Raw genomic sequence first — 26917 nt, 5'->3', positions numbered from 1 at the left:
CACCCCTCGATTCTTTACACAAATGGCACGCGAGAAGTTCGAAAGGAACAAGCCCCACGTCAACATCGGCACCATCGGCCACGTTGACCACGGCAAAACCACCCTCACCGCTGCGATCACCAACGTGCTCGCCAAGAAGGGTCAGGCAGAAGTGCAAAATTACGCCGACATCGACGGTGCTCCTGAGGAGCGTGAGCGCGGCATCACCATCAACACCGCCCACGTTGAGTACGAAACCGATAGCCGTCATTACGCCCACGTTGACTGCCCCGGTCACGCGGACTACGTGAAAAACATGATCACCGGTGCCGCCCAGATGGACGGCGCGATCCTGGTGTGTGCCGCCACCGACGGCCCCATGGCTCAAACCAAGGAGCACATCCTTCTGGCCAAGCAGGTGGGTGTTCCCGCACTGGTGGTTGCACTGAACAAGTGCGACATGGTCGATGACGAGGAGATCATCGAGCTGGTGGAAATGGAGATCCGCGAGCTGCTCTCCAGCTACGACTTCCCCGGCGATGACATCCCCGTGGTGCAGGTCTCCGGCCTGAAGGCCATCGAAGGCGAAGCCGAGTGGGAAGCCAAGATCGAAGAGCTGATGGCGGCTGTTGACGCCAACATCCCCGAGCCCGAGCGTGAGGTTGACAAGCCTTTCCTGATGGCCGTTGAAGACGTCTTCTCCATCACCGGTCGGGGCACCGTGGCCACCGGCCGGATCGAGCGTGGCATCGTCAAGGTCGGCGAAGAAATCGAAATCGTCGGCATCAAGGACACCCGCAAGACCACCGTCACCGGTGTTGAGATGTTCCGCAAGCTTCTCGACGAGGGTATGGCTGGTGACAATGTTGGTCTCCTGCTCCGCGGCATCCAGAAGGAAGACATCGAGCGCGGCATGGTGCTCGTGAAGCCCGGCTCCATCACACCTCACACCAAGTTCGAGGGTCAGGTGTACGTGCTGAAGAAGGAAGAGGGTGGTCGCCACACCCCCTTCTTCGCTGGTTACCGCCCGCAGTTCTACATCCGTACAACGGACGTGACCGGTCAGATCACCGCCTTCACTGCCGAAGACGGCAGCAACGTTGAAATGGTGATGCCTGGTGACAACATCCAGATGACCGGCGAACTGATCTGCCCCGTGGCCATCGAGCAAGGCATGCGCTTCGCCATCCGCGAAGGCGGCCGCACCATTGGTGCCGGCGTGGTCTCCAAGATCATCGAGTGATCTGAGTCCCAGATCTCTGAGGGTGGTCCGGTTCCGGCCGGGCCATCCCTTACTATTTTTTGATCGAGTCGAACTGTCTGATTGACATTCGATCTGCACCTCGACAATCCACCTTTCGTCATCTCCTTCGGAGATTTCTTCGCGCTTCATGTCCACTGCCATCGCTCAGCAGAAGATCCGCATCCGCCTCAAGGCGTTTGACCGCCGCATGCTGGATCTGTCCTGCGACAAAATCATTGAAACGGCTGACAACACAGCAGCGACTGCTATCGGCCCGATCCCTCTTCCCACGAAGCGCAAGATCTACTGCGTGCTCCGCTCCCCGCACGTCGACAAAGACTCCCGTGAGCACTTCGAGACGCGCACCCACCGCCGCATCATCGACATCTATAGCCCGTCTGCCAAGACGATTGATGCCCTGATGAAGCTGGATCTGCCCAGTGGCGTTGACATCGAAGTGAAGCTCTGAGCCGAGCACAAAGCCCCGATCAGCTGCCTAGGATCTCCCCCTTCGATTGATTCCTGCGTGGCTGATCTGTCCGTCAGAGAACTGCCTCTCTTTCCTCTGCCGGATGTCGTTCTCTTTCCAAGCGACGTTCTGCCGCTGCACATCTTCGAGTCGCGCTACCGAATGATGCTGCAGAGCGTCCTCGAAACCGATCGACGTTTTGGAGTGGTGCGTTGGGATCCCCGCAGCCAGAGCATGGCCCCGATCGGCTGCTGCGCGGAAGTGATTCAACACCAGACCGGCGAGGACGGCCGGAGCAACATCATCACGCTGGGCCAACAGCGATTCAGAGTGCTGAACGTCACCCGTGAAACTCCGTTCCGAAGTGCCATGGTCAGCTGGATCGAAGACGATCCGGAAGACAACATCGATGCTTTGCACACGCTCACTGAATCGGTGACCACCGCCCTCCGTGATGTGGTCGAGCTCACAGGCAAGCTCACCGACTCTCCCACCGCACTGCCGGAAGACCTTCCTGATCTACCTCGGGAATTGTCGTTCTGGATCGGTGCACATCTCGGCGGCCCCGTGGCCGATCAACAGCAGGAACTGCTGGAACTCACTTGCACCCGCACCAGGCTCGAACAGGAGTTCGAAATGCTCGATGAAACGCGGCGTCAGCTCGCGGCTCGCACGGTGCTGCGCGACACCCTTTCCTCCGCCGATTCCGGCAACGACGGTTGATGTCTTTCCCCACTTTCCTTGCCCCAACTGCCGTTGGGATTGCTGCTGCTGCCGGCATATACGCACTCTGGACGCGCCGCAACCGGGCCTACCACTCCAGCGAAAGCGTGGCCTCCGCCTACGACGCCTGGACCGACGATCGATTACTGGAAACCCTCTGGGGTGAGCATGTCCATCTCGGGCATTACGGCAATCCGCCGAGACGTCGTGATTTCAGGCGAGCCAAGGCTGATTTCGTACATGAACTCGTGCACTGGAGTGGATTGGATCGGCTGCCGCCGGGTTCCAAGGTGGTGGACGTGGGCTGTGGCATTGGCGGCAGCGCCAGAATCCTGGCTCGCGACTATGGCTTTGATGTGCTCGGCATCAGCATCAGCCCGGCCCAAATCCGACGAGCCACCGAATTGACTCCGGAGGGGCTGTCCTGCCGCTTCGCCGTGATGGATGCCCTGGATCTGAACCTCGCCGATGGCGAATTCGATGGCGTTTGGAGTGTTGAAGCAGGTCCTCACATGCCTGACAAACAACGCTTCGCCGATGAGTTGCTCCGAGTGCTCAAGCCCGGAGGGGCATTGGCCGTCGCCGACTGGAACCGCCGCGACCCTCGCGACGGTGCCCTTGATTCACGGGAACGCTGGGTGATGCATCAGTTGCTGACCCAATGGGCTCATCCGGAATTTGCCAGCATCCCTGGGTTCCAGCACAACCTGGAATGCAGTGATCAACGTCGCGGCCTGGTCGACACCAGCGACTGGACGGAATCCACGCTGCCATCCTGGAATGATTCCATCCTTGAAGGTTTTCGCCGACCGGCGGCCGTGCTCAGACTCGGACCACCCGCCGTGCTGCAGGGATTGCGGGAAACACCGACCCTGATGCTGATGCGCTGGGCCTTTGCGCGGGGGATGATGCAGTTCGGGGTGTTCCGCCTCAATCCTGATCAACTGAGCTCAGAGCTGGGGTAAGCACCAAAATCCGCCAGGTGCTCGCAGAGCGGTTCAAGGCGGCTCGCCAGTTGGGTCAGCGCTGCTGCAGAGTTCTCGGCTGGAAGTTCCACATCAACGAAAAATACATACTCACCAAGTTCACGCTTCGAGGGACGTGACTCGATCCGGCTCATATTGAGCCCTAAACCCGCGATGGCCTGGAGTGCCTCAATGAGAGCACCAGGCGCATTCCGATGCAGCGAGAACGCCAAACTTGCGACTTGTCCCTCCCGTAGTGGCTCTCCTCGGAAGAGGAGCAAAAACCGTGTGCAATTGCCTGCCACATCGTTGATGGGGAAGGCGAGTTGATCGAGCTCCTGATGCTCGCCCACCGCTCGATCCGCAATCGCCGCTCTGAAGCGACTGCCCTTCACCATCCGGGCGGCTTCGGCTGTCGAAGTGGTGGGCAACTGCAGCGCCTGTGGCAGATGCGTGGCCAGCCAACCGCTGCATTGCGCCAAAGCCTGTGGGTGCGACAGCACTTCGCTAATGCCCTCCAGAGTGCCACTGCTCAGCAGCGCATGACGAATGGGCAACACCAGAGCGCGGCGGATGCAGAGCTCACGATGGGTCCAGAGCGCATCCAAGCTGGCAGTAACCCCTCCCTCGACCGAGTTCTCAACAGGCACGACGGCGGCCTCGCAGCGGCCATCTGCCACGTGCTCCACCACCGCCCGCAATCCGGTGCAAGCCACAAGATCAGCATCGCCGAGCTGCTCCAACTGCAGCATTGCTTTGGCAGCCCGCTCGCCATAGGTGCCCTTCGGCCCTAGAAACGCCACCCGCATCGGCATGGATCCCTGCACTCGCATCGATAGGATCATGCCGTGTCAGCACAAGGGGCATGAGCCTGGCCTTCCGCGCCAGACAGCATCTCGATCTGCCGGTTGCGAATCAGACGGACCGCCTGCGCCGCTACCTGCAGGAAGAGGACCGCGTGATCAAGGCCTTGCTGGATCCCCAGCAACTGGAAGCAACCGGCCCCTCGCGGTATCGCTACACGGTGACGACCCTGCAGGTGTTTCAACTTCAGGTCGCACCCGTGGTCTCCCTGAAAACTGAGTGCGGAGACGGATCGATTTCCATTCAGGCGTTAGACGCCACATTGCAGGGGTTGGGTCTGGTGGACGATTTTCAGCTGAGCCTGGAAGCCGTGCTGGAAGTCAGCGATCATGGGTTGCAGGGTGAAGCCCGACTGGGCGTTACCGTGAGCCAGCCACCGCTGCTGAAACTGATTCCAAAACGTGTTTTGGAGAGCACCGGTGAGTCGATTCTCAACGGCATCCTGGTAACGATCAAGGGCCGGGTGGGCCGGCAACTGGTCAGAGATTTTCAAGATTGGTGTGCCCAATCTCCGCATCAAGAGGCGGGGCTCAATGAGGCCCGGTCATGAAGCCGGCAAGACTTTGCTGAGAAAGCTTTGGCGATGCATCGGCGTCGGCCCTGCCTCGAGCAGCGCCGCCCGGTGGCGGGCTGTGCCATAACCAGCATGACGCTCCAACCCATACCCGGGAAAACGCAGCGCCATGCGGCGGATCAGGGCATCGCGCGCTTCTTTGGCCAGCACACTGGCTGCAGCAATTGAGGCTTCTTTGCTGTCTCCTCGGACAATGGTGCGCTGTGCACCGGGCCAGAGGCGCAGGGGGAGAACACCATCGACGAGCAACAGATCCGGCGCTTTCGGAAGGCGTTGGAGGGCCCGCAACATCGCCAGCTCCGTCGCGACACGAATGCCACGGGCATCCACTTCACGCGCTGATGCTTGACCAAGGGCCCAAACCATGGCCCGGGCTTGAATTTCCGGAACCAGTGCCGCACGTCGTTTCGGAGACAGCGCTTTGCTGTCGGTCAGTCCAAGATCAGAAAGCGCTTCGGCGGCTTTAGGGGTGAGGCACACCGCGCCAGCAAAGACGGGACCGAACCAACAGCCACGACCAACCTCATCAACACCAACGATCACTCCATGACGGCCGAAGAGCGACGCCGGCGGCGACCAGGACGCGCTTCAGCTAGAGGCATCTCGGGCTCTGCAACAGCCACGGCGACAGGTTCCTGGGCCGCAACAGCCGCCGGAGTGGGTTCCGGTGGCAGCTCGATGAGGGGGGCCACTTCCAGGGGTGTGATCTCCACCAACAACGGCTTCTCGTCCGCGCGCGCAGCGATGGGTTCAGGTGCTGACGTGGGGGATGCAGAAGCAGTGCGCGCGCTGCCTCGACCACCACGATTGCCGCGACGCCGGCGACGCCCAGAACCTGCGGCCAGTTGCTGACGCGCATCTTCGAGCACAGTGTCGGCATCCTCCCCAGGTCGCACAACGCGAACCATCAAGTTGTCGTTCTCTGGCGGGGGATCCAGAAGCAACACAGGATTCAGGCCGAGCCAGCCGTACACCTTTACCTGATCGTCATCCATCGGAACGGCCACCAGTTCTGGATCCTGGCGACGGGTGGCAGCTGCGGGTTCCGTCGCCTCCGTGTTGGATTCGCCAGCAACCTGAGCGTCCAGGGGTGCTTCCGCTGGGGTTACTGCTTCAGACGCAGCTCCTACACGACCACGGCCACCGCGACGACGGCGCCCTCCACCAGTCTCGGATGGAGCAGAGACCTCCGCTCGTGCAGAGGCTGCCGACCGCACCAAGCCGGTCGCGGTCGCCAGAGGCTGCAGGAGATCTTTACCGGGCAGCACCGCCACGTGGCCCAGTCCGCCGCAGCTCGGGCACGCGCGCCCAAACAGCTCATAAATGTTCTGCCCCTGGCGCTTGCGTGTCAGCTCCACAAGCCCCAGCTCCGTGAGCTGCGCAATTTGAGGGCGCGCGGAATCATCACGGATCGCGGTCGTGAAGTGCTCCAAAAGCTGGAGCTGATCCCGGCGGGAATCCATATCGATGAAGTCGACGATGATCACCCCACCGATATTGCGGAGCTTCAGCTGCCGGCCGATCTCAGCAGCCGCCTCACAGTTGGTCCAAAGAACCGTCTCACGCGCATTCGCGGACCGGGTGAACGATCCCGAATTGACATCGATCACCGTGAGCGCCTCGGTGGGCTCGATGATCACGTAGCCGCCTGAAGGGAGATCAACCCGCGGCTTGAGCGCATCACGGATCGCGGCGTTCACCTTGAAGTGCTCCAGCAGCTCATCGGATTCGCTGTGCGCTTCCACTAACACGTTGGCGCCTTCCTGACCGAGGAAGCTGGTCACCCGCTCAACGGCATCCGCTTCATCGACCACCACACGCACCAGATCAAGACCAATGTGGTCCCGAAGGATGCGGTGAATGAAGTCCTCATCTCGATTGAGCAGAACAGGGGGGGATGCCGTTTCCGCTGCTTTCTGGATGGCTTCCCACTGACGAAGCAGTGACTCCAGGTCGTCGATCAGCAGATCTTCGCTGATTCCCTCAGCTTCGGTGCGAATCAGGAGGCCTGCGCCCGGTGGCTTGATCAGAACACCGAGGGCACGCAAACGGTTGCGCTCCCCCTCAGCACCAATCCGACGGGAGATGTTCACGCCCTGTCCGCTTGGTTGCAGCACGAGGTAGCGCCCCGGCAGAGCAAGATTGCCGGTCAGACGGGGGCCCTTGGTGCCGGTGGGCTCCTTCATCACCTGAACCAGCACCTTCTGGCGAGGCTCCAGCAGTTCTGTAATTCCTGCCGCCCCTTTCCTGAGACGCAGCGGACCGAGATCCGTGACATGAATAAAACCGTTCTTTTCACTCTCGCCGATGTTCACGAAAGCGGCGTCGATGCCCGGCAGAACGTTTTCCACTGTGCCGAGATACACATCGCCGATTTGATAGCGGCCCTGCGCCACGATCAGTTCATCAACGCGGTCATCAGACAGAACTGCCGCGATGCGCAGCTGCTCGGCGATGACGATTTGTTGGGGCATAAACAGGAACTGACGCAGCCCGTCAGGACAAATGCCGTTCAACGGACCAACTGGGCCGTTAAACGGAGGAAATTGAAATTGCTTCTGGAAAGGACCCGCAGGTCGCAATGGCACGGAGTGAAACACTCCTATGGTCGATCCGCTTCAGCGCTGTGACGCCGGCTGGAACGAAGGCTCAGACCTCTCGTTCCAAACAATGAATGGGACAAGAAGACCGGGACGCATCCATGGCTCAAGCCTCTGGATTGAAGTCCTGACCCGAATTTAACATTGCAGCAGGGTGAGCTCCATCCGTCGCACGCGCGACAGTGACAACTCAAAACCCAGCTGGCAAGCCAACCAGCTTTGCAGCTGCGCTGGTTTGAGACTGCGGCCCTGAGAATCAATGGCAGCGATCAACTCGAGCTCGGCAGCGCATGGCTCAGCAGCAGGGTTGTCAGCGATCAGTTCCACGAGGCTGAGGCTTTGGAGCAGCCCCCGCATGTCGCGGCGACGCGGTCGTCCTTTCTTATCGGTGTCCTCCCAGATCAGCTCCCGCAGATCGAGCAGATCACGGATGGCCTGCTGCCAGAGAGAACCCCCATTCGACGGCGCATTGAGAGTACCGCTGAGCACAAAGCGCCACCGACTGGCCTGGAGCTGCTGCGAGAGCTTGGGCGACGACACCGGCACCTCCTGAACCTCCAGCAGGCGCAGTCCTGGCGGCAGTGCCTTCTGCCAACGTTCCATCACCTCGGCGGGAGGCATGGGCTCGAGGAACTCAAGGTCCATCCATTCCCCTTCCGCCTCAACACCCAAAGGCAAAGCCAGGGCCAACTGCAGGCGGGGCAAGGGGTGGAAGCCACCGGTGAAGCTCACCGGTAATTCACTGCGACGCAGGGCGCGTTCCAGCAATCGCACCAGATCGAGGTGACTCAGCAGGGCCATGGCCCCAGTTTTGCTGAAGCGAAAACGTAGACGGCAGACCCGTTCACTCGGAGGGGCTTGCTGGGCAAAAGCACCGGGCACCGGAGGTGGAGGCACCACCACGTTGTGCCCCAGATCAGACCCACAAACCCCACAACTGCTGCATCCTTCGAAGGAGCAGTCAGGCACCACAGTGGCCGCTAGAGCCTGCTGAAGATCCTCCGCCAGCCAGGCCTTGTCGATGCCGCTGTCGATGTGATCCCAGGGCAAAGGCTGAGCACATAATCCTTTGAGATCCTCTCGTTCCAGAGCAGCCACAGCAGCCCAGCCACCCAGCTCCATCTGGCGATAACGCCCGTCCAAACCGGCCGCTGCGATGGCACCTGTCCAAGCTTCATAGGTGCGATCGAGCGCCTCGAACCAGGCGTCCATTCCGGCACCTGCGCGCCAGGCGGCCTCGATCACGGGCGCCAGACGTCGGTCACCGCGCCCGATGAAATCCTCCATGGCCGAGAGACGGACATCGGTGAAGTTGAAGCGCACACCCCGCAATCGCCGTCCGGCGTCCCTGAGCAACTGCTGGCGCCGGATGAATTCCGCCGTCGACACGCTGTGCCACTGAAATGGCGTATGCGGCTTTGGTGTGAAGTTGCTGATGGTGATGTTGAGGCTCAGGCGCCCCAGATCCCTGCACCGCTCTTGCAGCATCCGGCAGGTCTCTGCAATACCCAGCACATCGGCATCCGTTTCCCCGGGAAGGCCGACCATGAAATAGAGCTTGACCTTGCGATATCCGTTCTGCATCGCCGTTCGGATCCCCTGCAACAGGTCGTCATCGGTGAGGCCCTTGTTGACGATGTCGCGGAGGCGTTGCGTGCCTGCTTCGGGCGCAAAGGTCAGCCCTGCCTGACGCGCGCCACCAAGAATGTGGGCAATGTCTTGATCAAAGCGATCCACCCGTTGGCTGGGCAGCTGCAGGGTGACATTGCGGTCCGCAAGTCTGTTGCGGAGCTCAACACCAACGGCAGGCAGGGCCAGGTAATCACTGCAGCTGAGCGACAGCAGCGAGAAATCGCTGTAGCCGGTTTTGCGCATACCGGTCTCCACGGCCTCGATCACCGCCTCCGGCTCCACATCGCGGGCAGGGCGGGTCAGCATTCCTGGCTGACAGAACCGGCAGCCACGGGTGCAGCCGCGACGGATCTCCACGGTGAGCCGGTCATGCACCGTCTCCACATGAGGCACAAGACCCATGGCGTAATGGGGCATCGGCGTTGCCACCCGACGCAATACCCTCGGAGGCAGGCCTGGTTCCAAGGGTTCGATGGTGACTCCGTCCGCCCCGGGGGCATAGAGCGAGGGCACATAGACCCCTGGCAACAAAGCAAGGTCGCGCAACAAGTCCGAGCGACTCAGCCCCGCCTCTTTCCCCTCCGCCAGCACAAGCCCAATCTCAGGCAGCAGTTCTTCACCGTCACCAAGCACGATGAAATCGAAGAACGCGGCATAGGGCTCCGGATTGCTGGTGGCCGTGGGGCCCCCAGCGAAGATCAGCGGCGGAGCGTCAGGGTCACCCAAAGGTCGATCACCGCGATCCGCGGCACGAATCGGCACCCTGCAGAGATCCAGCATCTGCAGGATGTTGGTGGCACCCAGCTCATAACTGAGGCTGAAGCCCAGGATGTCGAAGGCATTCAACGGCCAACGGCTTTCCACACCGAAGAGTGCTTGATCACGCTCCTTCAAACGTTGAGCCAGATCGGCGGCAGGGAGATAGGCCCGATCACACACTTGGCCGGGAAGGGCATTGAGGATCGAATAGAGAATGATGTGCCCGAGGTTGCTGGAGCCCACCTCGTAGATCTCGGGGTAGGTGAGCGCCCAGCGCACGCGTGCTCCTTGCCAGTCACGGGGCTCCACACCGAGTTCATGGCCCATGTAGCGGGCTGGCCGGTTGATGCCGGCATCCACAAGGGCATCGAACGCGACCGGTGCGATGGATGGGTTCAGAGCGACGGTCACGTTGTGCCGACCCGGCTCACTGCATCGTATGTAGGAGGATGCCCGCAACACAGCGGCTTTTCCGTGGTTCAGGTCAACGGCAACTACCTCAAACTCAAGGCGGGATATCTATTCCCCGAGATCGGCCGTCGAGTGAAAGCCTTCAGCACTGCCAATCCCGACGCGGCTCTGATTCGCCTCGGCATTGGTGATGTAACCGAGCCGCTGCCGCTGGCATGCCGAGAGGCCATGAAAGCGGCCATCGATGAAATGGGGACTGCGGAGGGCTTCCACGGCTACGGCCCTGAGCAGGGATACGGCTGGCTGCGCGATGCGATCGCCAAGCACGACTTTCAAGCCCGAGGCTGCGAGATCAGCGCTGAGGAGATCTTTGTCTCTGATGGCTCCAAGTGCGACAGCAGCAACATCCTCGACATTCTCGGCAAAGGCAATCGCATCGCGGTGACCGACCCTGTTTATCCCGTGTATGTCGATAGCAATGTGATGGCCGGACGCACTGGTGATGCCGGCGATGAGGGGCGCTACGCGGGCCTGAGCTATCTACCGATCAGCGCTGACAATGGCTTCGCTGCTCAGATCCCCAATGAGCCGGTCGATCTGATCTATCTCTGCTTCCCTAACAACCCCACCGGTGCAGTGGCCACACGGGAGCAGCTCAAGGCCTGGGTGGATTACGCGCGCAGCAACGGTGCTCTGATCCTTTTTGATGCTGCTTATGAAGCGTTCATTCAGGATCCGAGCCTGCCCCGTTCGATCTTTGAAATCGAAGGAGCGCGGGAGTGCGCTATTGAATTCCGCTCGTTCTCCAAAAACGCAGGTTTCACAGGCACCCGTTGCGCCTTCACGGTGGTGCCCAAAGGGTTGAAAGGCAAGGCCGCCAACGGCGAATCCGTGGAACTCTGGGGACTCTGGAATCGCCGCCAGAGCACCAAATTTAATGGAGTCAGCTACATCATTCAGCGCGGTGCTGAAGCGGTGTATTCCGAAGAGGGACAACAGGAGGTGAGGGCCCTGGTGGGCTTCTACATGGAGAACGCCGCGATCATTCGCCGTGAACTCAATGCCGCGGGTCTCACCACCTATGGCGGTGAACATGCTCCCTATGTCTGGATCAAAACCCCCAACGGCATGGATTCCTGGGGATTCTTCGACCACCTGCTCAATCAGGCGAATGTTGTGGGCACGCCAGGAAGTGGTTTCGGTGCAGCCGGAGAAGGGTACTTCCGACTGTCGGCATTCAACAGTCGCGAAAATGTCGACATGGCGATGGCTCGGATCAAGGCCCTCTGATCCCACCTTGACCTCGGTCGCTTTACATTTCAATCAGCTGAAAACCATGGCGATGGCAGTGGAGTCTCCCAGCTCAAAACCCGGTGGTGCTGCGGTTCTAGATAAAGAAACGGAGCGGGTGCGCAAGCGCTCACCCCGCTACAAGGTGCTGCTTCACAACGACCCCGTGAACTCCATGGAGTACGTGGTCGCCACCCTGCGTCAGGTGGTCCCGCAGTTGAGTGAACAGGACTGCATGGCAGTGATGCTCGAAGCTCACAACACGGGGGTCGGGCTCGTCATCGTCTGCGACCTTGAGCCAGCCGAGTTCTACTGCGAAACGCTGAAAGGCAAGGGCCTCACTAGCAGTATCGAGCCGGAAAACTGATCGTTCACGTCATCGTGAAGACCTGGAGACGTCTGCTCCAGGCACATCCGCGCTGGATCACAACCACCTTGCTGATTCCGGTGCTCTATGGGCTGGGGTGGCTCCTGGCGCAACCGCTGGCCCAAGTGCTGCCCGAGGCCTCGGCGGCACGGCTGTCGTTGATCGGCACGATCGGGAGCCTGCTGCTATTCATTCTTTTGCTGCCGAGCTGGGTACGGCAGCGCTGGAACAGTCGCCACCCCTGGTTGACACTGGGGCTTCGCAGTCGCAGGGGAGAGCCCGCTGGTGTTGTTTGCCTGGGCTACGGATTGCTGCGCTCCGTAGGTCTGTTGGCGCTGATCTGCTTCCCACTCATCTTTGGGTCATGGGGACGATGGCTGGGAGAGCTCACCAGCGGAGACGTCCTCAATGCGATTTTGCTCTGCTTCGGCGTGGGCCTGGCGGAAGAGCTGCTCTTCCGCGGCTGGCTCTGGGGAGAGTTGCATGAGCTCGCCGGCAGCCGTCTCGCGGTGATCGCTCAGGCGGTCATTTTCAGCTTGGCGCACACCCGCTTCGATCAAGGAGTCATCCCGATGATGGGGTTGCTGACAGGTCTGATGCTGCTTGGGCTGGTGCTTGCCGTGCAACGCCGACTGGATGGAGGGTCCTTATGGGGATGCGTTGGACTTCACGGTGGCCTAGTTGGCGGCTGGTTCGCCCTGAGGGCCGGACTGCTGCAGATCTCGCCTAGTGCACCGGAGTGGCTCATTGGTCCGGGGGGACCTCATGCAAACCCCCTGGGTGGACTTATCGGCATCGCGGCCCTCAGCCTGCTGCTTCAGCGTCAACTGACGGCTTTAGCCAGGGCAGCGCGACCATGAAGTGAGGCACGGAGTGCTTCGTTCAGTGGGGCTTCGCCGTAATCACGTTCAAGCAGATTCATGACCGTGCGCCCGAAGTCGGAGGGGTTGCGATCAAAGGCCTCAAGACATACCTGGCCGAAGGTGCTCCCCATGGGCTCAGGATTCCAGAGCAGCTTGCGTGCCGTCCAGGGCATCATGCTCATCGGGTTGTAGCCCGGCTTAATCAGCCCTTGTTCAAATCCGTATTGCTCCAGGTGTGTGTGGGGCTGTAAGCCGATAAAAAAGATGGCCGGCTCCACCTGCTCGGCGCCGAAGATGCGTTCCAGTTCTCGGTGGTAAGCGATCGTCTGACGGATCGTGTCTGGGCGCTCATCAATGACGTTGAACGAGTAGTTGACCGAGACGTGGTCACGGAATCCGGCCTCCGCAAGCATCTGACAGCTCTCGAGCACTGTGCGCAGGTTGTATCCCATGCGCATTTTGCGGACGAGCTCCTGCGAACCCGAGGTGATACCAATTTCGAAGTAGCTCATGCCGGTCTCGACCATCAGCTGAGCCAACTCGGGATCAAGATTGTCGGCACGGATGTAGGCCGCCCAACGGATGCCGGTCAGCCCCTCAGCTTTGATGGCACGGAGAAGCTCCTTGGCGTCTTCGATGTAACGCCGAGCGGGGATGAACTGTGCATCGGTGAACCAGAACCCGCGCACACCGCGGTCGTAGAGCTGTCGCATCTCCTTCACCACTTCCTGCACGGGATTAAGGCGCACCTGCTTGCCCTCAACCACGGTGTAGACGCAGTAGCAGCAGTTGTGGGGACAACCGCGCTTGGTCTGCACGCCAACGTAGAAATCACCACCTTCGAGGTACCAGTCGAGCTGGGGCCAAATTGAAGCGATGTAGTCGTAATCGCAGGCTGTCTTGGGACGACTTTCCGGCTGCTCATGAATCAACCCTGGTCGGATGGCTTCTCCAACAACAAAACAGCGCTCGGCTTGAAGTGACTGACCGCGGATCAGCTTTTCGAGCAAAGGCTCTCCCTCTCCGATGGAGACGATGGTTCCCTTCGGCAGTGAACGCCCCAGCTGCTCATAGAACACACTGACGGCACCACCACCGAGCACAGCGCGAGCTTTGGGATGGTGGCGCCGCGCTCGTTTCACTCCCTGGCGCACCAGCGCTTGATTGCGGAATAACTCTCCGTAGTGGCTGGTCATCAGCCGCAAACCACCGAGGGCCCCATGCATCCGTTTCAGCGGATTGCGTGCATAGAACACTTCAAAAGAGTTCTGCAGCGGGTTACCACCACGCCCATCCACCGGTGCATAAATCTGGATGTCTCGCCAGGAGAAGATCAGAAGCGTGGGACGGAACTGATCGATGGTGATGCGCAGCACGCGGTGCACATCCAGCACCGGCAACGCCGCGAGATCCAGGATGCGCTGTGGCATGCCGGGAAAACACTTGTGCAGATGATCAGCCAAATAGATCGGGCCGATCGGAAAGATGGGGTTGCAAGGCAGGCGAACAAGAAGCACCCGTTCGTCTGACGGATCATTCAGAGCTGATAACGCTGGCTGTTGAGTGATTCCCTGCATGGATCGGACGCTAACAAGCACCTCTGCTGGAGCGCCGAACCACCAGCTCAACGGTTCTTCATGTCAGCTTCATGAACGTGCCTACACGTTGCTCAATGTTGCTTTACACTCTGGCTCGGCAGGGCTTCCTGCCCTTCCATAACCCGTCTCCTCGGAGACATTCTTTCCCGTTCTCATGACCACCACCATTCAGCAGCGCTCCGGCGCCAATGGCTGGCAGTCCTTCTGCGAGTGGGTCACCTCCACCAACAACCGCCTGTATGTGGGCTGGTTCGGTGTGCTGATGATCCCCACCCTGCTGGCTGCCACCACCTGCTTCATCGTTGCGTTCATCGCAGCACCCCCCGTCGACATCGACGGCATCCGTGAGCCCGTTGCTGGCTCCCTGATCTACGGCAACAACATCATCTCCGGTGCTGTTGTGCCCTCCTCGAACGCCATCGGCCTTCACTTCTATCCCATCTGGGAAGCTGCCTCTCTCGACGAGTGGCTGTACAACGGCGGTCCTTACCAGCTGGTTGTCTTCCACTTCCTGATCGGCATCTTCTGCTACATGGGCCGCGAGTGGGAACTCTCCTACCGCCTCGGCATGCGCCCCTGGATCTGCGTTGCTTACAGCGCACCTGTGGCTGCTGCCTCCGCCGTGTTCCTGGTGTACCCCTTCGGTCAGGGTTCCTTCTCTGACGGCATGCCCCTGGGCATCTCTGGCACCTTCAACTTCATGTTGGTGTTCCAGGCTGAGCACAACATCCTGATGCACCCCTTCCACATGATGGGCGTCGCAGGTGTGTTCGGTGGATCCCTGTTCTCCGCCATGCACGGTTCCCTGGTGACCTCCTCCTTGGTGCGTGAAACCACCGAGAGCGAGTCCCAGAACTACGGTTACAAGTTCGGCCAAGAGGAAGAGACCTACAACATCGTGGCTGCCCACGGTTACTTCGGTCGCCTGATCTTCCAATACGCCTCCTTCAACAACAGCCGCAGCCTGCACTTCTTCCTGGCTGCCTGGCCCGTTGTCGGCATCTGGTTCACTGCCCTGGGCGTCAGCACCATGGCTTTCAACCTGAACGGTTTCAACTTCAACCAGTCCATCCTTGATGGTCAGGGCCGCGTCCTGAACACCTGGGCTGATGTGCTGAACCGCGCCAACCTCGGCATGGAAGTGATGCACGAGCGCAACGCTCACAACTTCCCCCTCGACCTGGCTGCTGCTGAGTCCACTCCTGTGGCTCTGCAAGCTCCCGCCATCGGCTGAGGCTGAAGTCTGCAAAAGATTCAGCTTCGGTTGAATCGGAAAGCCCCCTCTCACGAGGGGGCTTTTTGTTGGCTTAAAGACGAATCGGTGGAACGCTCCTAGCTAGAACAACAGCAGAAAAGGGAGAGGCGCCACCAGCATGAGAGACCTGATTGGCGAATCAAAAAGCTATGACCGGAACGGCAAAATCTTAGAAGCGATTCGGGGCCAAAATTCGTATCTGCCACAGGAGCCAAAACGGATCAAATTCCAAAAGATGGCTCAATCCCCTTATATTTTTTATCGCGGAACCAACCATTTGTTCTGGGCGGATTTTGCAGGATCCTGGAGACTCCATCAATTCGGAGGAGCTGCATGGTCTAGAACATGGCTTCAAGGCGATTCTCATGTTTACAACATGGGCGCCTTCAAGCATCAAGGCGAAAGTGTCTGTTTTGGCTTTGACGATTTCGACGATTCGCTTGTTGCCGACTATCAGTACGACATTTGGCGATTCTCAACGAGCATCGTTCTCGACTGCTGGGAACGCCACCTCTTTGACGCAGAAACAATCAGCACCGCGCTCGATACATTTTCCAGCTCTTACTTAAAGAGTTTTAAGAAAACAATCAAAGCAGAAAAACTATTCGCCGCCACATTCACCTCCAACAACACCTGCAAACCACTCTCGGAATTTCTAAAAAAAACTGAAAAGAAAAGCTCCAGGAGAAGAATGCTCGAAAAATGGACAATCGGTTCAGAAAAACGTCTTTTCAGGGATAACCCAAGTAAAGTTAAGCCACTGGACGCCCAGCGGAGTGAACAATTAAGGGCTGCTCTCAACAGCTATCGAAAACGTCGCGATGAATCGTTAGGTCTCGAACTTACAGAAAGCCCCATGCAAATTCTTGATGTTGTTGAGCGAATCGGGGCAGGCACAGGCTCATTGGGCAATCAACGCTTTTATGCTCTGATCCGCGAAAGGGATCATGGTTCAGAAGAGCATGACCTCATCCTAGATATCAAACTCCAACATCAACCCACAGCCTATGGATACATGAGCCGAGAGGAGACAGACGAATACAACCAGAACTTCTCTAGTCATGCTATTCGTCATGCTGATGCTTACAGGGCACTCTCTGATTTCCCAGATCATCATCTGGGATGGCTCAACCTCGAACATGAAAGTTACTCGATACGCGAGCGCTGTCCTTACAAGCGCGACTTTGATACAACACAACTTTCTTCCAAAGCATTTCTCCTGATGGCGAAGCAGTGGGGAGAAGTGCTTGCTCTCAAACATCGACGCGCAGCGCGGCGTCTCGCCAACAATCAAGCAACATCCCCTTTCGAGGACAAGCTCAATCTCATTGCTTACGATCAGCCCTCAGAGTTCCAATATTTCGTGCGCTCAGTGTCACAACCTTATGCAGAGCAAGTGCGTCGCGACTGGAATGATTTTCATGTGCATTCAGACGCACTGATGATGCAATAAAAACTTTGGTCGCGAGCCTCAACGATTGCCTGGAGGGCCACAGTTAGTTTTGCCAATAGTCTTGCCGAAGTTTTTTGTGCGGCTGGATCGCCCTTGATCGAACTCGTTCTCTCCGTCGGCCTGGCTTTCATCATGCTGAGCCTGGGTTTGTCGCTCCAACTGGAAGACTTCACCCGCGCCTTTCGACAACCACGAGCACTGCTGGCCGGTTCGCTCGCTCAGGTGATCGTGCTACCAGTGGTGGCGTTCCTGCTGCTCCGCCTGTTCGGTCTCGATGGTCAACTGGCCGTCGGCGTGATGCTGCTGAGCTGCTGCCCGGGTGGCATTACCTCCAATGTGATGACACGCCTGTCACGTGGTGATGTTGCCCTGTCGATCTCCTACACCGCGCTGGCCAGTTTGTTCACGGCCATCAGCCTGCCGCTGATTCTTGGCGTCACAGCACCAGTGTTCGTGCCGAATCAAACCATGCAGCTCTCGATCCTTCCACTCAGCCTGAAGGTGTTTTCAATCGCGACCGTGCCGGTGCTGATTGGCGTGTGGCTCAAACAGCTCGCGCCACAGTTCTGTGAACGTGTGGAACCGACAGCCAGTCGGCTGGCCAATCTGCTGTTCCTGCTCATCGTGGTTGGAACCCTGATCAGTCAATGGAGCGTGTTCACCTCCAATCTTTCGATCATCGGACCCACCCTGCTAAGTCTCAATGTGCTCATGCTGGCCATCGGCCTTGCGCTCGGTGCGTTGCTACAGCTACCCACGGCTCAGACCACAACCCTGTCGATTGAAGCGGGCTTTCAAAACGGCACCATCGGCATCGTCGTCGGCTCGCTGATTGGCCCCGCACTGACGCAGGGAGAACTGAACGGCTTCAGCCTTCCTTCAGCGGTCTACGGCGTGCTGATGACGGTCACCATCCTTCCCTTCATCCTTTGGCGGCGAGGCCTGCACTCCAACAAGCCGGCAATACCCGCGGCGGGCTGAGTCGACAGCCGAAACAGACCGCCACGATCACCATACCTTTCAGCAGCGATGCCAACAGCGTGACCTGCGGCTCTTGAACCACTCTCTCGGGGGAAGCCGCCCGTGACGCTGATGGATCCGTGGGTTGCGCTCACGATGAGCTCAGGTTCTTCTGGGGACAGCTGCGCCTCGTGAAAGCTCAGAACTGATGCCTGACTCGCCCCCGGACACCCCCTCATCGACGCGATCCCCCCAACAAGTGGTGGATCAACTGATCCGAGAGTGGCAATTGACCCCTCATCCGGAAGGCGGCTGGTTTAAGGAGTTGCACCGCAGCGCGCTGTCGGTTCAGCGAGACGATGGGCAGCAACGCCCAGCCATCACCACGATTCTTTATCTGCTGGATGCAGAGTCCCTCAGCCGATGGCATGCCGTTCACCACGCTGACGAAGTCTGGACACACCTTCAAGGCTCACCCCTGAGCCTCTGGACCCTGCAACCAGAGGGTGGCGTGGCCCAACAGACGGTGTTGTCCCTGCATCAACCGGTTCATGTGGTGCCTGCCGGGACTTGGATGGCGGCCCGGGCGGAAGGTCAGTACTCCTTAGTGAGCTGCTGCGTCGGGCCTGGCTTCGACTTTGATGACTTCGAGATGCTGCGAGACCGCTCCTCTGACCAGCACCCACCTGGTGCGTTGAACACGCTGATCTGAGCTCTCTTACGCTCGTGCCAGCGAAGGCATTCCGTTGGGCAGCAGTTTCGGCACCCTCTTCCGTATCAGCACCTTTGGGGAATCCCACGGGGGCGGGGTTGGCGTGATCCTGGAGGGTTGTCCACCACGGCTGGAGATCAGTCGAGAGGCCATCCAAGCCGAACTGGACCGACGCAAGCCTGGCCAAAGTCGCATTACGACACCACGCAAGGAAGCCGATCAAGTGGAAATCCTCAGCGGCGTGATGGACGGCATGACGCTGGGAACACCGATCGCCATGGTGGTGCGCAACAAAGACCAGCGGCCGCAGGATTACAAGGAGGTGGAAGTGGCCTTCCGGCCATCCCATGCGGATGCCACTTATCAGGCCAAATATGGCATTCAGGCACGCAGCGGCGGAGGTCGCGCCTCAGCGCGCGAAACGATTGGACGGGTAGCGGCCGGGGCCATTGCCCGACAGATGCTGCTCAAGGCCCATGGCACCGAGGTGGTTGCCTGGGTGAAACGCATTCACGATCTGGAGGCCAGCATCGACATTCACAGTGTCAGCAGAGATGACGTGGAAGCGACCATCGTGCGTTGTCCTGATCCCGTCATGGCAGACCGGATGATCGAGCGCATCGAAGCCATTGGCCGGGAGGGAGATTCCTGCGGTGGCCTTATCGAATGCGTGGTCCATCGTCCACCGGTGGGTCTTGGCATGCCGGTGTTTGACAAGCTGGAAGCCGATCTGGCGAAGGCAGTGATGTCACTGCCGGCGACCAAAGGATTCGAGATTGGTTCTGGCTTCGCCGGAACACAGCTGAAAGGCAGCGAGCACAACGATGCCTTCCTCCCCAGCGAAGACGGTCGACTGCGCACAGCCACCAACAATTCCGGCGGCATTCAGGGCGGCATCAGCAACGGTGAGCCGATTGTGATTCGCGTGGCTTTCAAACCCACCGCCACGATCCGCAAGGAGCAGCAGACCATCAACGACAAGGGGGAAGCGACGACCCTCGCCGCCAAAGGACGTCACGACCCCTGCGTGCTGCCAAGGGCCGTGCCGATGGTGGAAGCGATGGTGAACCTCGTCCTGGCCGATCACCTGCTGAGACAGCAGGGTCAATGCAGCCTCTGGTAGCAGAAGGCTGCATGCAACTCATCAGCTGCGTGCGGGGGAACTGAACCCGTTGGCGCTCGCAAGCTGAGCGGCAGCCTTGGCCATGCGACCGGCTGCTGATCCGACCGACGCAGACTTGGTGGCTTTGCGCGCTCTCCGTGCGGGTCGCGACTTGCCAGCGGATGCCACCGACGCAGTGGTTTTGGCGGACGTGGTCTTCGCTGGGGCGCTCTTGGCAGCAGCAACCTTTGAGGTGCTGGTTTTCGCAGCCTTCCTGGTGGCGCGAGCTGCCGTCGTTTTGGCAGCCGTTGTCTTGGCAGCCGTCTTGCGAGACGTTGCCGCCTTTGCAGCTGACTTCGTGATGGCCGTGCGCTGCTTGGCGGCTGATTGGCGCGCTGGCTTCGCAGCAGCCTGGCGGTTGCGATGGCTGAGCACCATCACCCACTCTTCATCGGTTAGTGAAGACGGCTTGCTGCCATGCGCATTCGCCAGTTTGGCCGCCTTTTCAATGTCTTTGATCAGATTGACCCAAGAGGTGGCGAAACGCTTGTCGGATTGGGAGCGAGCACCACTCTCAACGAGAGACTCGACAACACCAGCAGCGGTGACCTTCTTTCGGCGTCGATTGAAGATCTCCTTCTGCAACTGAGCGATTAAGGCATCAGCCTTATCGCTCAACTTGATGGAGAGCTGAGACATCAGCAACGCAATATCTATCTCAGGTGTAGCAGATGAGTCTCACAATCACCACTGATCGCTGAGCCACGCGGCCAGCGAAGGATCCAGTTGATCGTCTTCAAACACCGTTCGCCCCAGAGCGATGGCGTCATAACCAGCGCAAAGCCAAGGAGATAGATCCTTGGCACGCAGCCCTCCTGCTGCAATCAAGAACGGAAGCGCACCCATCGGAACAGCAATCTGCTGACGAAACGCACAACCCAGCACGCTGGCTGGAAACAACTTGACCAAACGACAACCGAGCTTGGCCGCCTGGCGAATCTCGGATGGCGTCATCACACCTGGCACCAGCAAGCAATCCAGCGCAACGGCTCTGTCTTGAAGCGCTGGATCCAGCAAAGGAGACATGGCGTAGCTGATGTCGAGCTCGGCTACCTGCTCGAGAGCAGACAGCTCTGTGATCGACGCGGCACCAAGCTGCAACTGAGGATGACGACACTTCAAATCCATCACCAGATCGGCCCAGCCAGGATCAGCCGTCCAGGCCAACTCAACATGAAGAACACCCGCCTCGGCCAGCTGATCCAGCTGACGACAGAGACGGGTGTGAGGCAAAGCAGATTGAAAGTCGTTGGCGTCAGGACGCAGAACGACCAAGAGAGGTTGAACACGCAGGCTGCGAATCAACCTCTCTGATCGATCAGACGTATTCGGCAATGCGGACATCGCTGCGAATCAGAAGCTCTTGGAACTCCTCAGCATCGACGGTTTCTTGGTCCACGAGCATTTCGGCAAGCTCGTCGAGCACCGAGCGGTTGTCTAGCAGGACCTTGGTGGCACGCTTGTGGGCAACGGCGACCAACTCAGAGACTTCCTCATCAATGGTGGCGGCGGTGTCTTCCGAGAAATCACGTTCAGCGGCGATATCGCGGCCCAAGAACATGCCTCCCTGGGAGCGACCAAGTGCTACCGGACCGAGTTTGTCGCTCATTCCAAACCGCGTGATCATCTGCCGTGCCGTGGACGCCACCTGCTGCAGGTCATTGGAAGCACCGGTGGTGACTTCATCTTCGCCATAGACGATCTCCTCAGCCACACGGCCGCCGAGCGCCACGGCCATCTGATTCTGCAGATAGGTGCGTGAATACAAGCCTGACTCCATCCGTTCTTCGCTGGGAGTGAAGAACGTGAGGCCTCCCGCATTGCCGCGGGGAATGATGGAGATCTTCTGAACCGGGTCGTAGTCGGGCATCAAGGCACCAACAAGGGCATGGCCGGCCTCGTGATAGGCAACCAAACGCTTGCGGCGATCACTCATGACGGAGTCTTTTTTCTCCGGACCGGCCATCACACGCTCAATGGCATCGCTGATCTCGTCGTTGCTGACTTCGCTGAGATCCCGGCGCGCCGCCAGGATGGCCGCTTCGTTGAGCAGATTGGACAAATCGGCGCCGGTGTAGCCAGGCGTCCGCCGCGCCACCTTGTCGAGATCCACGTCCTTGGCAAGGGTTTTGCCTCGGGCATGAACGCCGAGAATTTGGAGGCGTCCGGCGTAGTCGGGACGATCCACTGTCACTTGACGGTCAAAACGACCGGGACGCATCAGTGCTGCATCAAGGACGTCTGGACGGTTCGTGGCTGCCACGATGATGATGCCGGTGTTGCCCTCGAAACCATCCATCTCAGTTAGGAGCTGGTTGAGGGTCTGCTCACGCTCATCGTTGCCACCGCCGAGACCAGCACCACGCTGACGACCGACAGCATCGATTTCGTCGATGAAGACGATGCAGGGCGCATTTTTCTTGGCTTGCTCGAACAGATCCCGAACGCGGCTCGCGCCAACACCGACGAACATCTCGACGAATTCAGAACCCGAGATGGAGAAGAATGGAACTCCAGCTTCTCCTGCAACAGCTTTGGCGAGAAGAGTTTTACCGGTTCCTGGAGGGCCAACCAACAACACACCCTTGGGAATCTTGGCTCCGACGGCGGTGAAGCGATCCGGATTTTTGAGGAAGTCAACGACTTCCGTGAGTTCGAGTTTGGCACCCTCGATCCCGGCCACATCACCAAAGGTGATTTGTGTTGAGGGCTCCATTTGAACGCGTGCCTTGCTCTTGCCGAAGTTCATGGCGGGATTGCCGCCACCTCCGCCGCCCTGGGCACGACGGAAGAGGAAGAACAGCCCCCCAAGGAGGAGCAAGGGGAAGATCAAGCTGGTGGCAGCTTGCTGCCAAGCTCCAGGCTGACGGGAGGGCTGAACGGCGATGTCGACGTTGTGGTCGGTGAGCAGCTTTAGGAGGTCTTTGTCGGGAGCAAGATTCACCTCTGCACGGCGACCGTCGGTCTCCACGATCTGGGCAGTGCCGCGATCAGGGGAGAGCAGCACTCTGCTGACCTGATCCTCCTGCACGCGCTCAACGAAATCGCTGTAGCGCAGCGAGCGAGCCTCCGGTTGAGGACCGCTGCCACCTCCAAAGAAAGCCGGAGCGATCACAACGATCGCCAGCACCAGCAAGGCCCCGAGGCCAATGTTCCGCCAACGCTTGTTCAAGGGTCTACCGCCTCTGGTGAAGGAATGTTAATAGGAACCTGAGAGCTCAGGCGGACCGAAGCACTTCAACAACGCTGCGGAAGGCAAACCACTCAGGAATCTCCTCACCACCACGCAGCATCTTGCGGAACTGGGTACCGCTGAGTTTTTTCACATGCAGCCCACGGGCTTCAGCGTGCTCAGCGGTGACGTATCCCTCCTCCTCGGTGTACACGAGGTTGAGCGAAGGCACGGTCTCCATGGTGAGCTCAGGCGCACACTCCTTGGCGAAGTTCTGCGCGTCGTAGGGGCCATAGAAGTCGTCGCCGCTGAGGGACGACTTACAGCCGGCCATGTCTCGGCCGATGATGAAGTGCGTGCAGCCATAGTTGCGGCGGATGATCATGTGCTGCAGAGCCTCACGCGGACCTGCCATGTGCATCGCGTAGGGCAGATAGGCCCAGCGGATGCTGTCGTTATTTACTTCCGCTGCAAGGCGCTCATAGGTCTGGAAGCGAACAGCGCCAGGGATGTCGTCCTGCTGGGTGGGACCACAGGTGGGGTGCACCAGCACAACGGCGTTCTCACTGACGTTCTGGGCGTGCAGCGCACGCGTAAAGAGTTCGTAGTGGGCGCGGTGAATGGGGTTGCGGCACTGGAACGCCACAACGTCTTCGCCATCAGGAAGACCGGCACGCACTTCAGCAGGGGTTTTGCAAGGGAAAACGCGTTGGGGAAGCTCAAGACCTTGAACGCTGCCTCCGAGATAGAAACGCTTGCGCTCCATCGTGATCATTCGCACCGCCGGATGTTCGATCGACGTTGTGCCGTAACACCCCTGTGCTTCAGCGACCTTGTTGGGCTCCCATTTGTCCTCCACGCAAAGAACAGCGAGATCCTGACCCTTGTAGGTAAGCAGCAGCTTGTCGCCCACGCCCACGTCCTCGCGGTCGGTGTCCATGACGATCGGCAAACCAAACAGCTGACCTGAGGCCAGACGATGGCCGCTGACCACCGCGTCATAGTCCTCCTCGTGCATGAACCCACGCAGGGGCGAGAAACCACCGACCGTCAGCAGCTCCACGTCGCAGGCATTGCGATCAGAACACTCCATGGTTTTGGTCGCCGAGGCCTTCACGACGGTCCGGTCAGCCTCCGGCGCCATGAGATCAACGAGCGTGCCGCCGTAGGGGGCGATCACACCGGTCTTTGAAGCAGAGGTGCTGGCGGTCATGGCAGGCCGGAGCGGATGGATATCGGCGCGATTCTCCCAGACCGCAGCGTGAAGGCTGACATCCGACACCAAGACATTAAAAAGGGGGGCCATGCCCCCCTCTGCCGAAAACCCATCACTAGGGATGGATCAACTCGGCGTGCGATTAGGCCTCTTCCAGACGACCAAACAGCTCACCGTTGATCTTCACGTCAACGATTTCACGACCACCCATGTCGGAGTCGGAAGGCTGAATGGCTGAGAACACACCGGCAAATTCTCCGGTTTCTGGATCCACTTTGGTGATGGACAGACTCATCACGCCCTGGCCATCGATGTAGCGCTTGACGTTTTCAGTCTCAAGCTCCTTGTAGTCACCTCCCAGGCCAATCAGACCCTGGGGGTAGTCAACGCCTGTGGTCAGGGCACGTCCCTTGGGATCGATGAAGTTGCTGGTGCGATAACTGGGGGTGCGGTAAGTGCCCTCGAAGTCTGTGCTGGTGGTGATCGCAGCACCTTCAGCTTCAGCCTGCAAATTCTTGCTGGAGAAGGTGAAGGGATACTCCTCACCGCCGGGAACCAGAACCGTGATGGGCTGGAAATCGATGCCACCCTCTTCCTGGAAGGCGATGCCGTTCTCGCCCACGACGAGCGAGCCATAGACCTCATCAAGGCTGGAGGTGTAGCGCGTCAGGATTTTGCCCTCAACGAACTGGGCTTCTTGACGCTTGTTGGCAGGCTCACCCTTCACGAACACTTGGGTTGGATGCATGCAAATGCCACGCAACTCGTAAGCGCTGCCAGGGGTCAGAGCGATCGAGCCACGCGCCGATTCAGACAGGGTGGGGCAATCATTGGCCTTGCCTGTGTTGCGGATGTCGTCGTACGTGACGTTGGAACGTTCAACAGCCTTGGCACCGCCACTGCAGGCGGTCACGAAGGTGAGACAGAAAGCCAGCACCAGGGCCAGCAAAGGACGGAAGCGCATGGAGGAGAAGCCCAAAGGCCGGACGATGTCGGTATCCACCGGTTTTGCGGATCCTACAAGGGGCAAACGGCCGTACCGGCTAGCCTTTCGCACGTCTCAACAACGTGAAGCGTTCTCTAGTGGAGAGCAACGGCGCCCAATCCATTCACGACACGCTGCAGCCAATGCTGGATCAGCTTCGCGATCTGTCTGAAGAGCACCAGGGTGATCCAGAAACATTGCTGATGCTGCTGCGGAATCTCGAAGCACTGCATCGGGAGATTCAAGACGGTGCTTTCCGGGCCAGCCTTCCAGAAGATCGCCAGAAGCTGTTCGGACTGCTACAGACCATGGAACGCAGCGGAGGGTGGCCCTACATCCCGCGGCTGCAGTTGCGAACGTTTATTGATCTTCTTGATCAAGGTCCCGCCGATATGGCTGCCTAAGCCGCCAATCTCCGCAGGCAATTCAGCAAATGGTGTGCAAGCTCGAGCTTGTGTTGTGGCGGGCACGCCTCGATCTCCTCGGCAGGTCCGAGCAGCCAGCCACCGTTTTGAGAACTCTCAAGGCCCTGGCCGGGACGATCGATTGGATTGACCATCAACAAATCACACCCTTTCGAGAGCAACTTTTCACGACCACGGGACAGCAAGTGCTCTTCGGAACCAGCCAAAGCAGCGAAACCCAGCACGAGCTGACCTTCGGGGCGCCTGCCCGCCAACTGCCCGAGCAGATCAGGGACCAGCTCCCAGCCACTCTCCATCGCTTGCAGGAGCTGATCTTTGGACATCTTGGGATCAACGCTCCCCTCGGGCTCAACACGTCGAAGATCCGCAACAGCCGCACACATCAACACGGTATCTGCGGAGGGCTGTAGCTGATCCAGGCAGTCACCCATCGCCGCGCTCGACTGCACCGGATGGCATCGCAACCCCTCCAGCCAGGAGACAGGCACTTGCAGCGGGCCGTGCACCAAATCAACGCTGGCACCCCGCAGGCGAGCGGCCTGAGCCATCAGAACCCCCATTCGGCCACTGCTGCGATTGGACAACACACGAACGCCATCCAGGCCTTCTTGCGTTGGACCGGCACTCACCAACACATGGCGTCCTTGCCAATCTCGGGCGATGCTGCCCTCCGCATCCGTCTGAAGAAGGGCACTGGCTGCAGCCAATTCGATCTGACCTGGATCCGCCATCCGGCCGGTGCCAATCCGATCACACGCCAGCAACCCACCCTCAGGCTGCAGAGGCAACACGCGAGGGTCCTGTTGCAATAGATGCCAGTTGCGCTGCACGGCAGGGTGCTGCCACATCGCGGTGTTCATGGCGGCTGCAGCCAGCACGGGGCATTCACAGGCCAACAAAAGACTGGCCAGCAAGCCCTCGCCATCCCCATGAACCCAACGGGCCAGCGATGACGCACTCAGAGGAGCAACGATCACCAGCTCGGACCATTCCGCCAATTCGATGTGCAGAGGCCGGGGTCTGGCGGCATCCCACTGGTCGGAATCCTGCAAGCAGGGCTGACGGCTGAGGGTGGCCAAGGCCAGTGGGCTAACCAGCTCGGCAGCGCTTTTAGTGACGACACAACGCACCTCAGCACCGGCCTTCACCAGCGCGCTGACCAGCAGCGGCGTCTTCACGGCGGCAATGCTCCCACTGGCCGCTACCAGAACCCTTCGCCCCTTGAGCAGACCCTCCATTT

At 59.4% G+C, this 26917-nt stretch carries 25 protein-coding genes; 14 read left to right on the top strand and 11 right to left on the bottom strand.

The window, feature by feature from the left end; genetic code table 11:
* Positions 1–22 precede the first annotated feature (22 nt).
* The 4 genes from tuf (at position 23) to SynA1825c_RS01845 (ending at position 3379) form a co-directional block, all read left to right on the top strand.
* Positions 23–1222: an elongation factor Tu gene (tuf, locus tag SynA1825c_RS01860; RefSeq protein WP_186470041.1), complete on the top strand. Its 1200-nt coding sequence runs from the start codon at positions 23–25 to the stop codon at positions 1220–1222.
* A gap of 148 nt (positions 1223–1370) precedes the next feature.
* Positions 1371–1691, top strand: a complete 321-nt coding sequence (rpsJ, locus tag SynA1825c_RS01855; RefSeq protein ID WP_006042265.1) for a 30S ribosomal protein S10 — start codon at positions 1371–1373, stop codon at positions 1689–1691.
* A gap of 57 nt (positions 1692–1748) precedes the next feature.
* Entirely contained in the window at positions 1749–2414 is a 666-nt protein-coding gene (locus tag SynA1825c_RS01850) for an LON peptidase substrate-binding domain-containing protein (RefSeq protein ID WP_186470040.1), read from the top strand.
* Entirely contained in the window at positions 2414–3379 is a 966-nt protein-coding gene (locus tag SynA1825c_RS01845; RefSeq protein WP_186470039.1) for a methyltransferase domain-containing protein, read from the top strand. The genes SynA1825c_RS01850 and SynA1825c_RS01845 overlap by 1 nt, the downstream gene beginning before the upstream one ends.
* Here SynA1825c_RS01845 and pheA read toward each other — a convergent pair.
* Positions 3355–4194: a prephenate dehydratase gene (pheA, locus tag SynA1825c_RS01840; RefSeq protein ID WP_186470951.1), complete on the bottom strand. Its 840-nt coding sequence runs from the start codon at positions 4192–4194 to the stop codon at positions 3355–3357. The two genes, SynA1825c_RS01845 and pheA, sit on opposite strands and share 25 nt — an antisense overlap.
* Before the next feature lie 50 nt (positions 4195–4244).
* Between pheA and SynA1825c_RS01835 the strand changes: the two genes are divergently transcribed.
* On the top strand, positions 4245–4793 hold the full coding sequence (locus tag SynA1825c_RS01835) for a DUF1997 domain-containing protein (protein WP_186470038.1): 549 nt from the start codon (positions 4245–4247) through the stop codon (positions 4791–4793).
* Here SynA1825c_RS01835 and SynA1825c_RS01830 read toward each other — a convergent pair.
* From SynA1825c_RS01830 to SynA1825c_RS01820, 3 genes are all read right to left on the bottom strand, one after another.
* Positions 4788–5360 carry a ribonuclease HII gene (locus SynA1825c_RS01830; protein WP_186470037.1) on the bottom strand — a complete coding sequence of 191 codons (573 nt, stop codon included), beginning with the start codon at positions 5358–5360 and terminating at the stop codon, positions 4788–4790. The two genes, SynA1825c_RS01835 and SynA1825c_RS01830, sit on opposite strands and share 6 nt — an antisense overlap.
* Entirely contained in the window at positions 5357–7291 is a 1935-nt protein-coding gene (locus SynA1825c_RS01825; protein ID WP_186470036.1) for an Rne/Rng family ribonuclease, read from the bottom strand. The genes SynA1825c_RS01830 and SynA1825c_RS01825 overlap by 4 nt, the downstream gene beginning before the upstream one ends.
* A gap of 264 nt (positions 7292–7555) precedes the next feature.
* The gene (locus SynA1825c_RS01820) at positions 7556–10135 is read right to left on the bottom strand and encodes a TIGR03960 family B12-binding radical SAM protein (RefSeq protein ID WP_370593796.1); all 2580 of its coding nucleotides are present in this window, start codon (positions 10133–10135) and stop codon (positions 7556–7558) included.
* A 147-nt stretch (positions 10136–10282) separates the two neighbouring features.
* On the opposite strand from SynA1825c_RS01820, the gene SynA1825c_RS01815 reads away from it, so the two are divergent.
* From SynA1825c_RS01815 to SynA1825c_RS01805, 3 genes are read left to right on the top strand one after another with little or no spacing between them, the layout of a single operon-like run.
* Positions 10283–11509: an LL-diaminopimelate aminotransferase gene (locus tag SynA1825c_RS01815; protein WP_186470034.1), complete on the top strand. Its 1227-nt coding sequence runs from the start codon at positions 10283–10285 to the stop codon at positions 11507–11509.
* Between the two features lie 46 nt (positions 11510–11555).
* Positions 11556–11876 (top strand): ATP-dependent Clp protease adapter ClpS, encoded by a 321-nt coding sequence (gene clpS / locus SynA1825c_RS01810; protein WP_186470950.1) that lies wholly within the window; start codon positions 11556–11558, stop codon positions 11874–11876.
* A gap of 11 nt (positions 11877–11887) precedes the next feature.
* Complete coding sequence (locus SynA1825c_RS01805; RefSeq protein ID WP_370593795.1) at positions 11888–12736, top strand: lysostaphin resistance A-like protein; 849 nt, start codon at positions 11888–11890, stop codon at positions 12734–12736.
* Here SynA1825c_RS01805 and SynA1825c_RS01800 read toward each other — a convergent pair.
* Positions 12700–14316 (bottom strand): photosystem II high light acclimation radical SAM protein, encoded by a 1617-nt coding sequence (locus SynA1825c_RS01800; protein WP_186470033.1) that lies wholly within the window; start codon positions 14314–14316, stop codon positions 12700–12702. The genes SynA1825c_RS01805 and SynA1825c_RS01800 overlap by 37 nt on opposite strands.
* Before the next feature lie 175 nt (positions 14317–14491).
* Here SynA1825c_RS01800 and psbA point away from each other — a divergent pair, with 175 nt between their 5' ends.
* The 5 genes from psbA (at position 14492) to aroC (ending at position 19840) form a co-directional block, all read left to right on the top strand.
* Positions 14492–15571 carry a photosystem II q(b) protein gene (gene psbA / locus SynA1825c_RS01795; protein ID WP_006040880.1) on the top strand — a complete coding sequence of 360 codons (1080 nt, stop codon included), beginning with the start codon at positions 14492–14494 and terminating at the stop codon, positions 15569–15571.
* 139 nt (positions 15572–15710) lie between these two features.
* Positions 15711–17045: a DUF2252 family protein gene (locus SynA1825c_RS01790; RefSeq protein WP_186470032.1), complete on the top strand. Its 1335-nt coding sequence runs from the start codon at positions 15711–15713 to the stop codon at positions 17043–17045.
* 24 nt (positions 17046–17069) lie between these two features.
* Complete coding sequence (locus SynA1825c_RS01785; protein ID WP_186470948.1) at positions 17070–18026, top strand: bile acid:sodium symporter family protein; 957 nt, start codon at positions 17070–17072, stop codon at positions 18024–18026.
* A gap of 187 nt (positions 18027–18213) precedes the next feature.
* A complete protein-coding gene (locus tag SynA1825c_RS01780) occupies positions 18214–18717 on the top strand; it encodes a cupin domain-containing protein (protein ID WP_186470031.1) in 504 nt (167 codons plus the stop codon).
* A gap of 34 nt (positions 18718–18751) precedes the next feature.
* Positions 18752–19840: a chorismate synthase gene (aroC, locus tag SynA1825c_RS01775; protein ID WP_186470030.1), complete on the top strand. Its 1089-nt coding sequence runs from the start codon at positions 18752–18754 to the stop codon at positions 19838–19840.
* 21 nt (positions 19841–19861) lie between these two features.
* Here the strand turns inward: aroC and SynA1825c_RS01770 are convergent, their stop codons facing one another.
* The 5 genes from SynA1825c_RS01770 to psbO form a co-directional block, all read right to left on the bottom strand.
* Positions 19862–20518 (bottom strand): hypothetical protein, encoded by a 657-nt coding sequence (locus SynA1825c_RS01770; RefSeq protein WP_186470029.1) that lies wholly within the window; start codon positions 20516–20518, stop codon positions 19862–19864.
* 45 nt (positions 20519–20563) lie between these two features.
* Positions 20564–21223: a bifunctional 4-hydroxy-2-oxoglutarate aldolase/2-dehydro-3-deoxy-phosphogluconate aldolase gene (locus SynA1825c_RS01765; RefSeq protein WP_186470028.1), complete on the bottom strand. Its 660-nt coding sequence runs from the start codon at positions 21221–21223 to the stop codon at positions 20564–20566.
* A complete protein-coding gene (gene ftsH, locus SynA1825c_RS01760) occupies positions 21198–23051 on the bottom strand; it encodes an ATP-dependent zinc metalloprotease FtsH (RefSeq protein ID WP_186470027.1) in 1854 nt (617 codons plus the stop codon). The genes SynA1825c_RS01765 and ftsH overlap by 26 nt, the downstream gene beginning before the upstream one ends.
* Before the next feature lie 46 nt (positions 23052–23097).
* Complete coding sequence (gene sat, locus SynA1825c_RS01755; protein ID WP_186470947.1) at positions 23098–24264, bottom strand: sulfate adenylyltransferase; 1167 nt, start codon at positions 24262–24264, stop codon at positions 23098–23100.
* Positions 24265–24409: 145 nt separating this feature from the next.
* Complete coding sequence (psbO, locus tag SynA1825c_RS01750; RefSeq protein WP_186470946.1) at positions 24410–25231, bottom strand: photosystem II manganese-stabilizing polypeptide; 822 nt, start codon at positions 25229–25231, stop codon at positions 24410–24412.
* 164 nt (positions 25232–25395) lie between these two features.
* On the opposite strand from psbO, the gene SynA1825c_RS01745 reads away from it, so the two are divergent.
* Positions 25396–25656 (top strand): hypothetical protein, encoded by a 261-nt coding sequence (locus SynA1825c_RS01745; RefSeq protein ID WP_186470945.1) that lies wholly within the window; start codon positions 25396–25398, stop codon positions 25654–25656.
* Here the strand turns inward: SynA1825c_RS01745 and coaBC are convergent.
* The gene (gene coaBC, locus SynA1825c_RS01740) at positions 25653–26915 is read right to left on the bottom strand and encodes a bifunctional phosphopantothenoylcysteine decarboxylase/phosphopantothenate--cysteine ligase CoaBC (RefSeq protein WP_186470026.1); all 1263 of its coding nucleotides are present in this window, start codon (positions 26913–26915) and stop codon (positions 25653–25655) included. The genes SynA1825c_RS01745 and coaBC overlap by 4 nt on opposite strands.
* Positions 26916–26917 lie beyond the last annotated feature (2 nt).

Origin of the sequence: Synechococcus sp. A18-25c, from assembly GCF_014280035.1 — a bacterium.
GTDB lineage: Bacteria > Cyanobacteriota > Cyanobacteriia > PCC-6307 > Cyanobiaceae > Synechococcus_C.
Note: the sequence above shows the minus strand (reverse complement) of the source record. Positions and strands in the feature narration are given on the sequence as shown.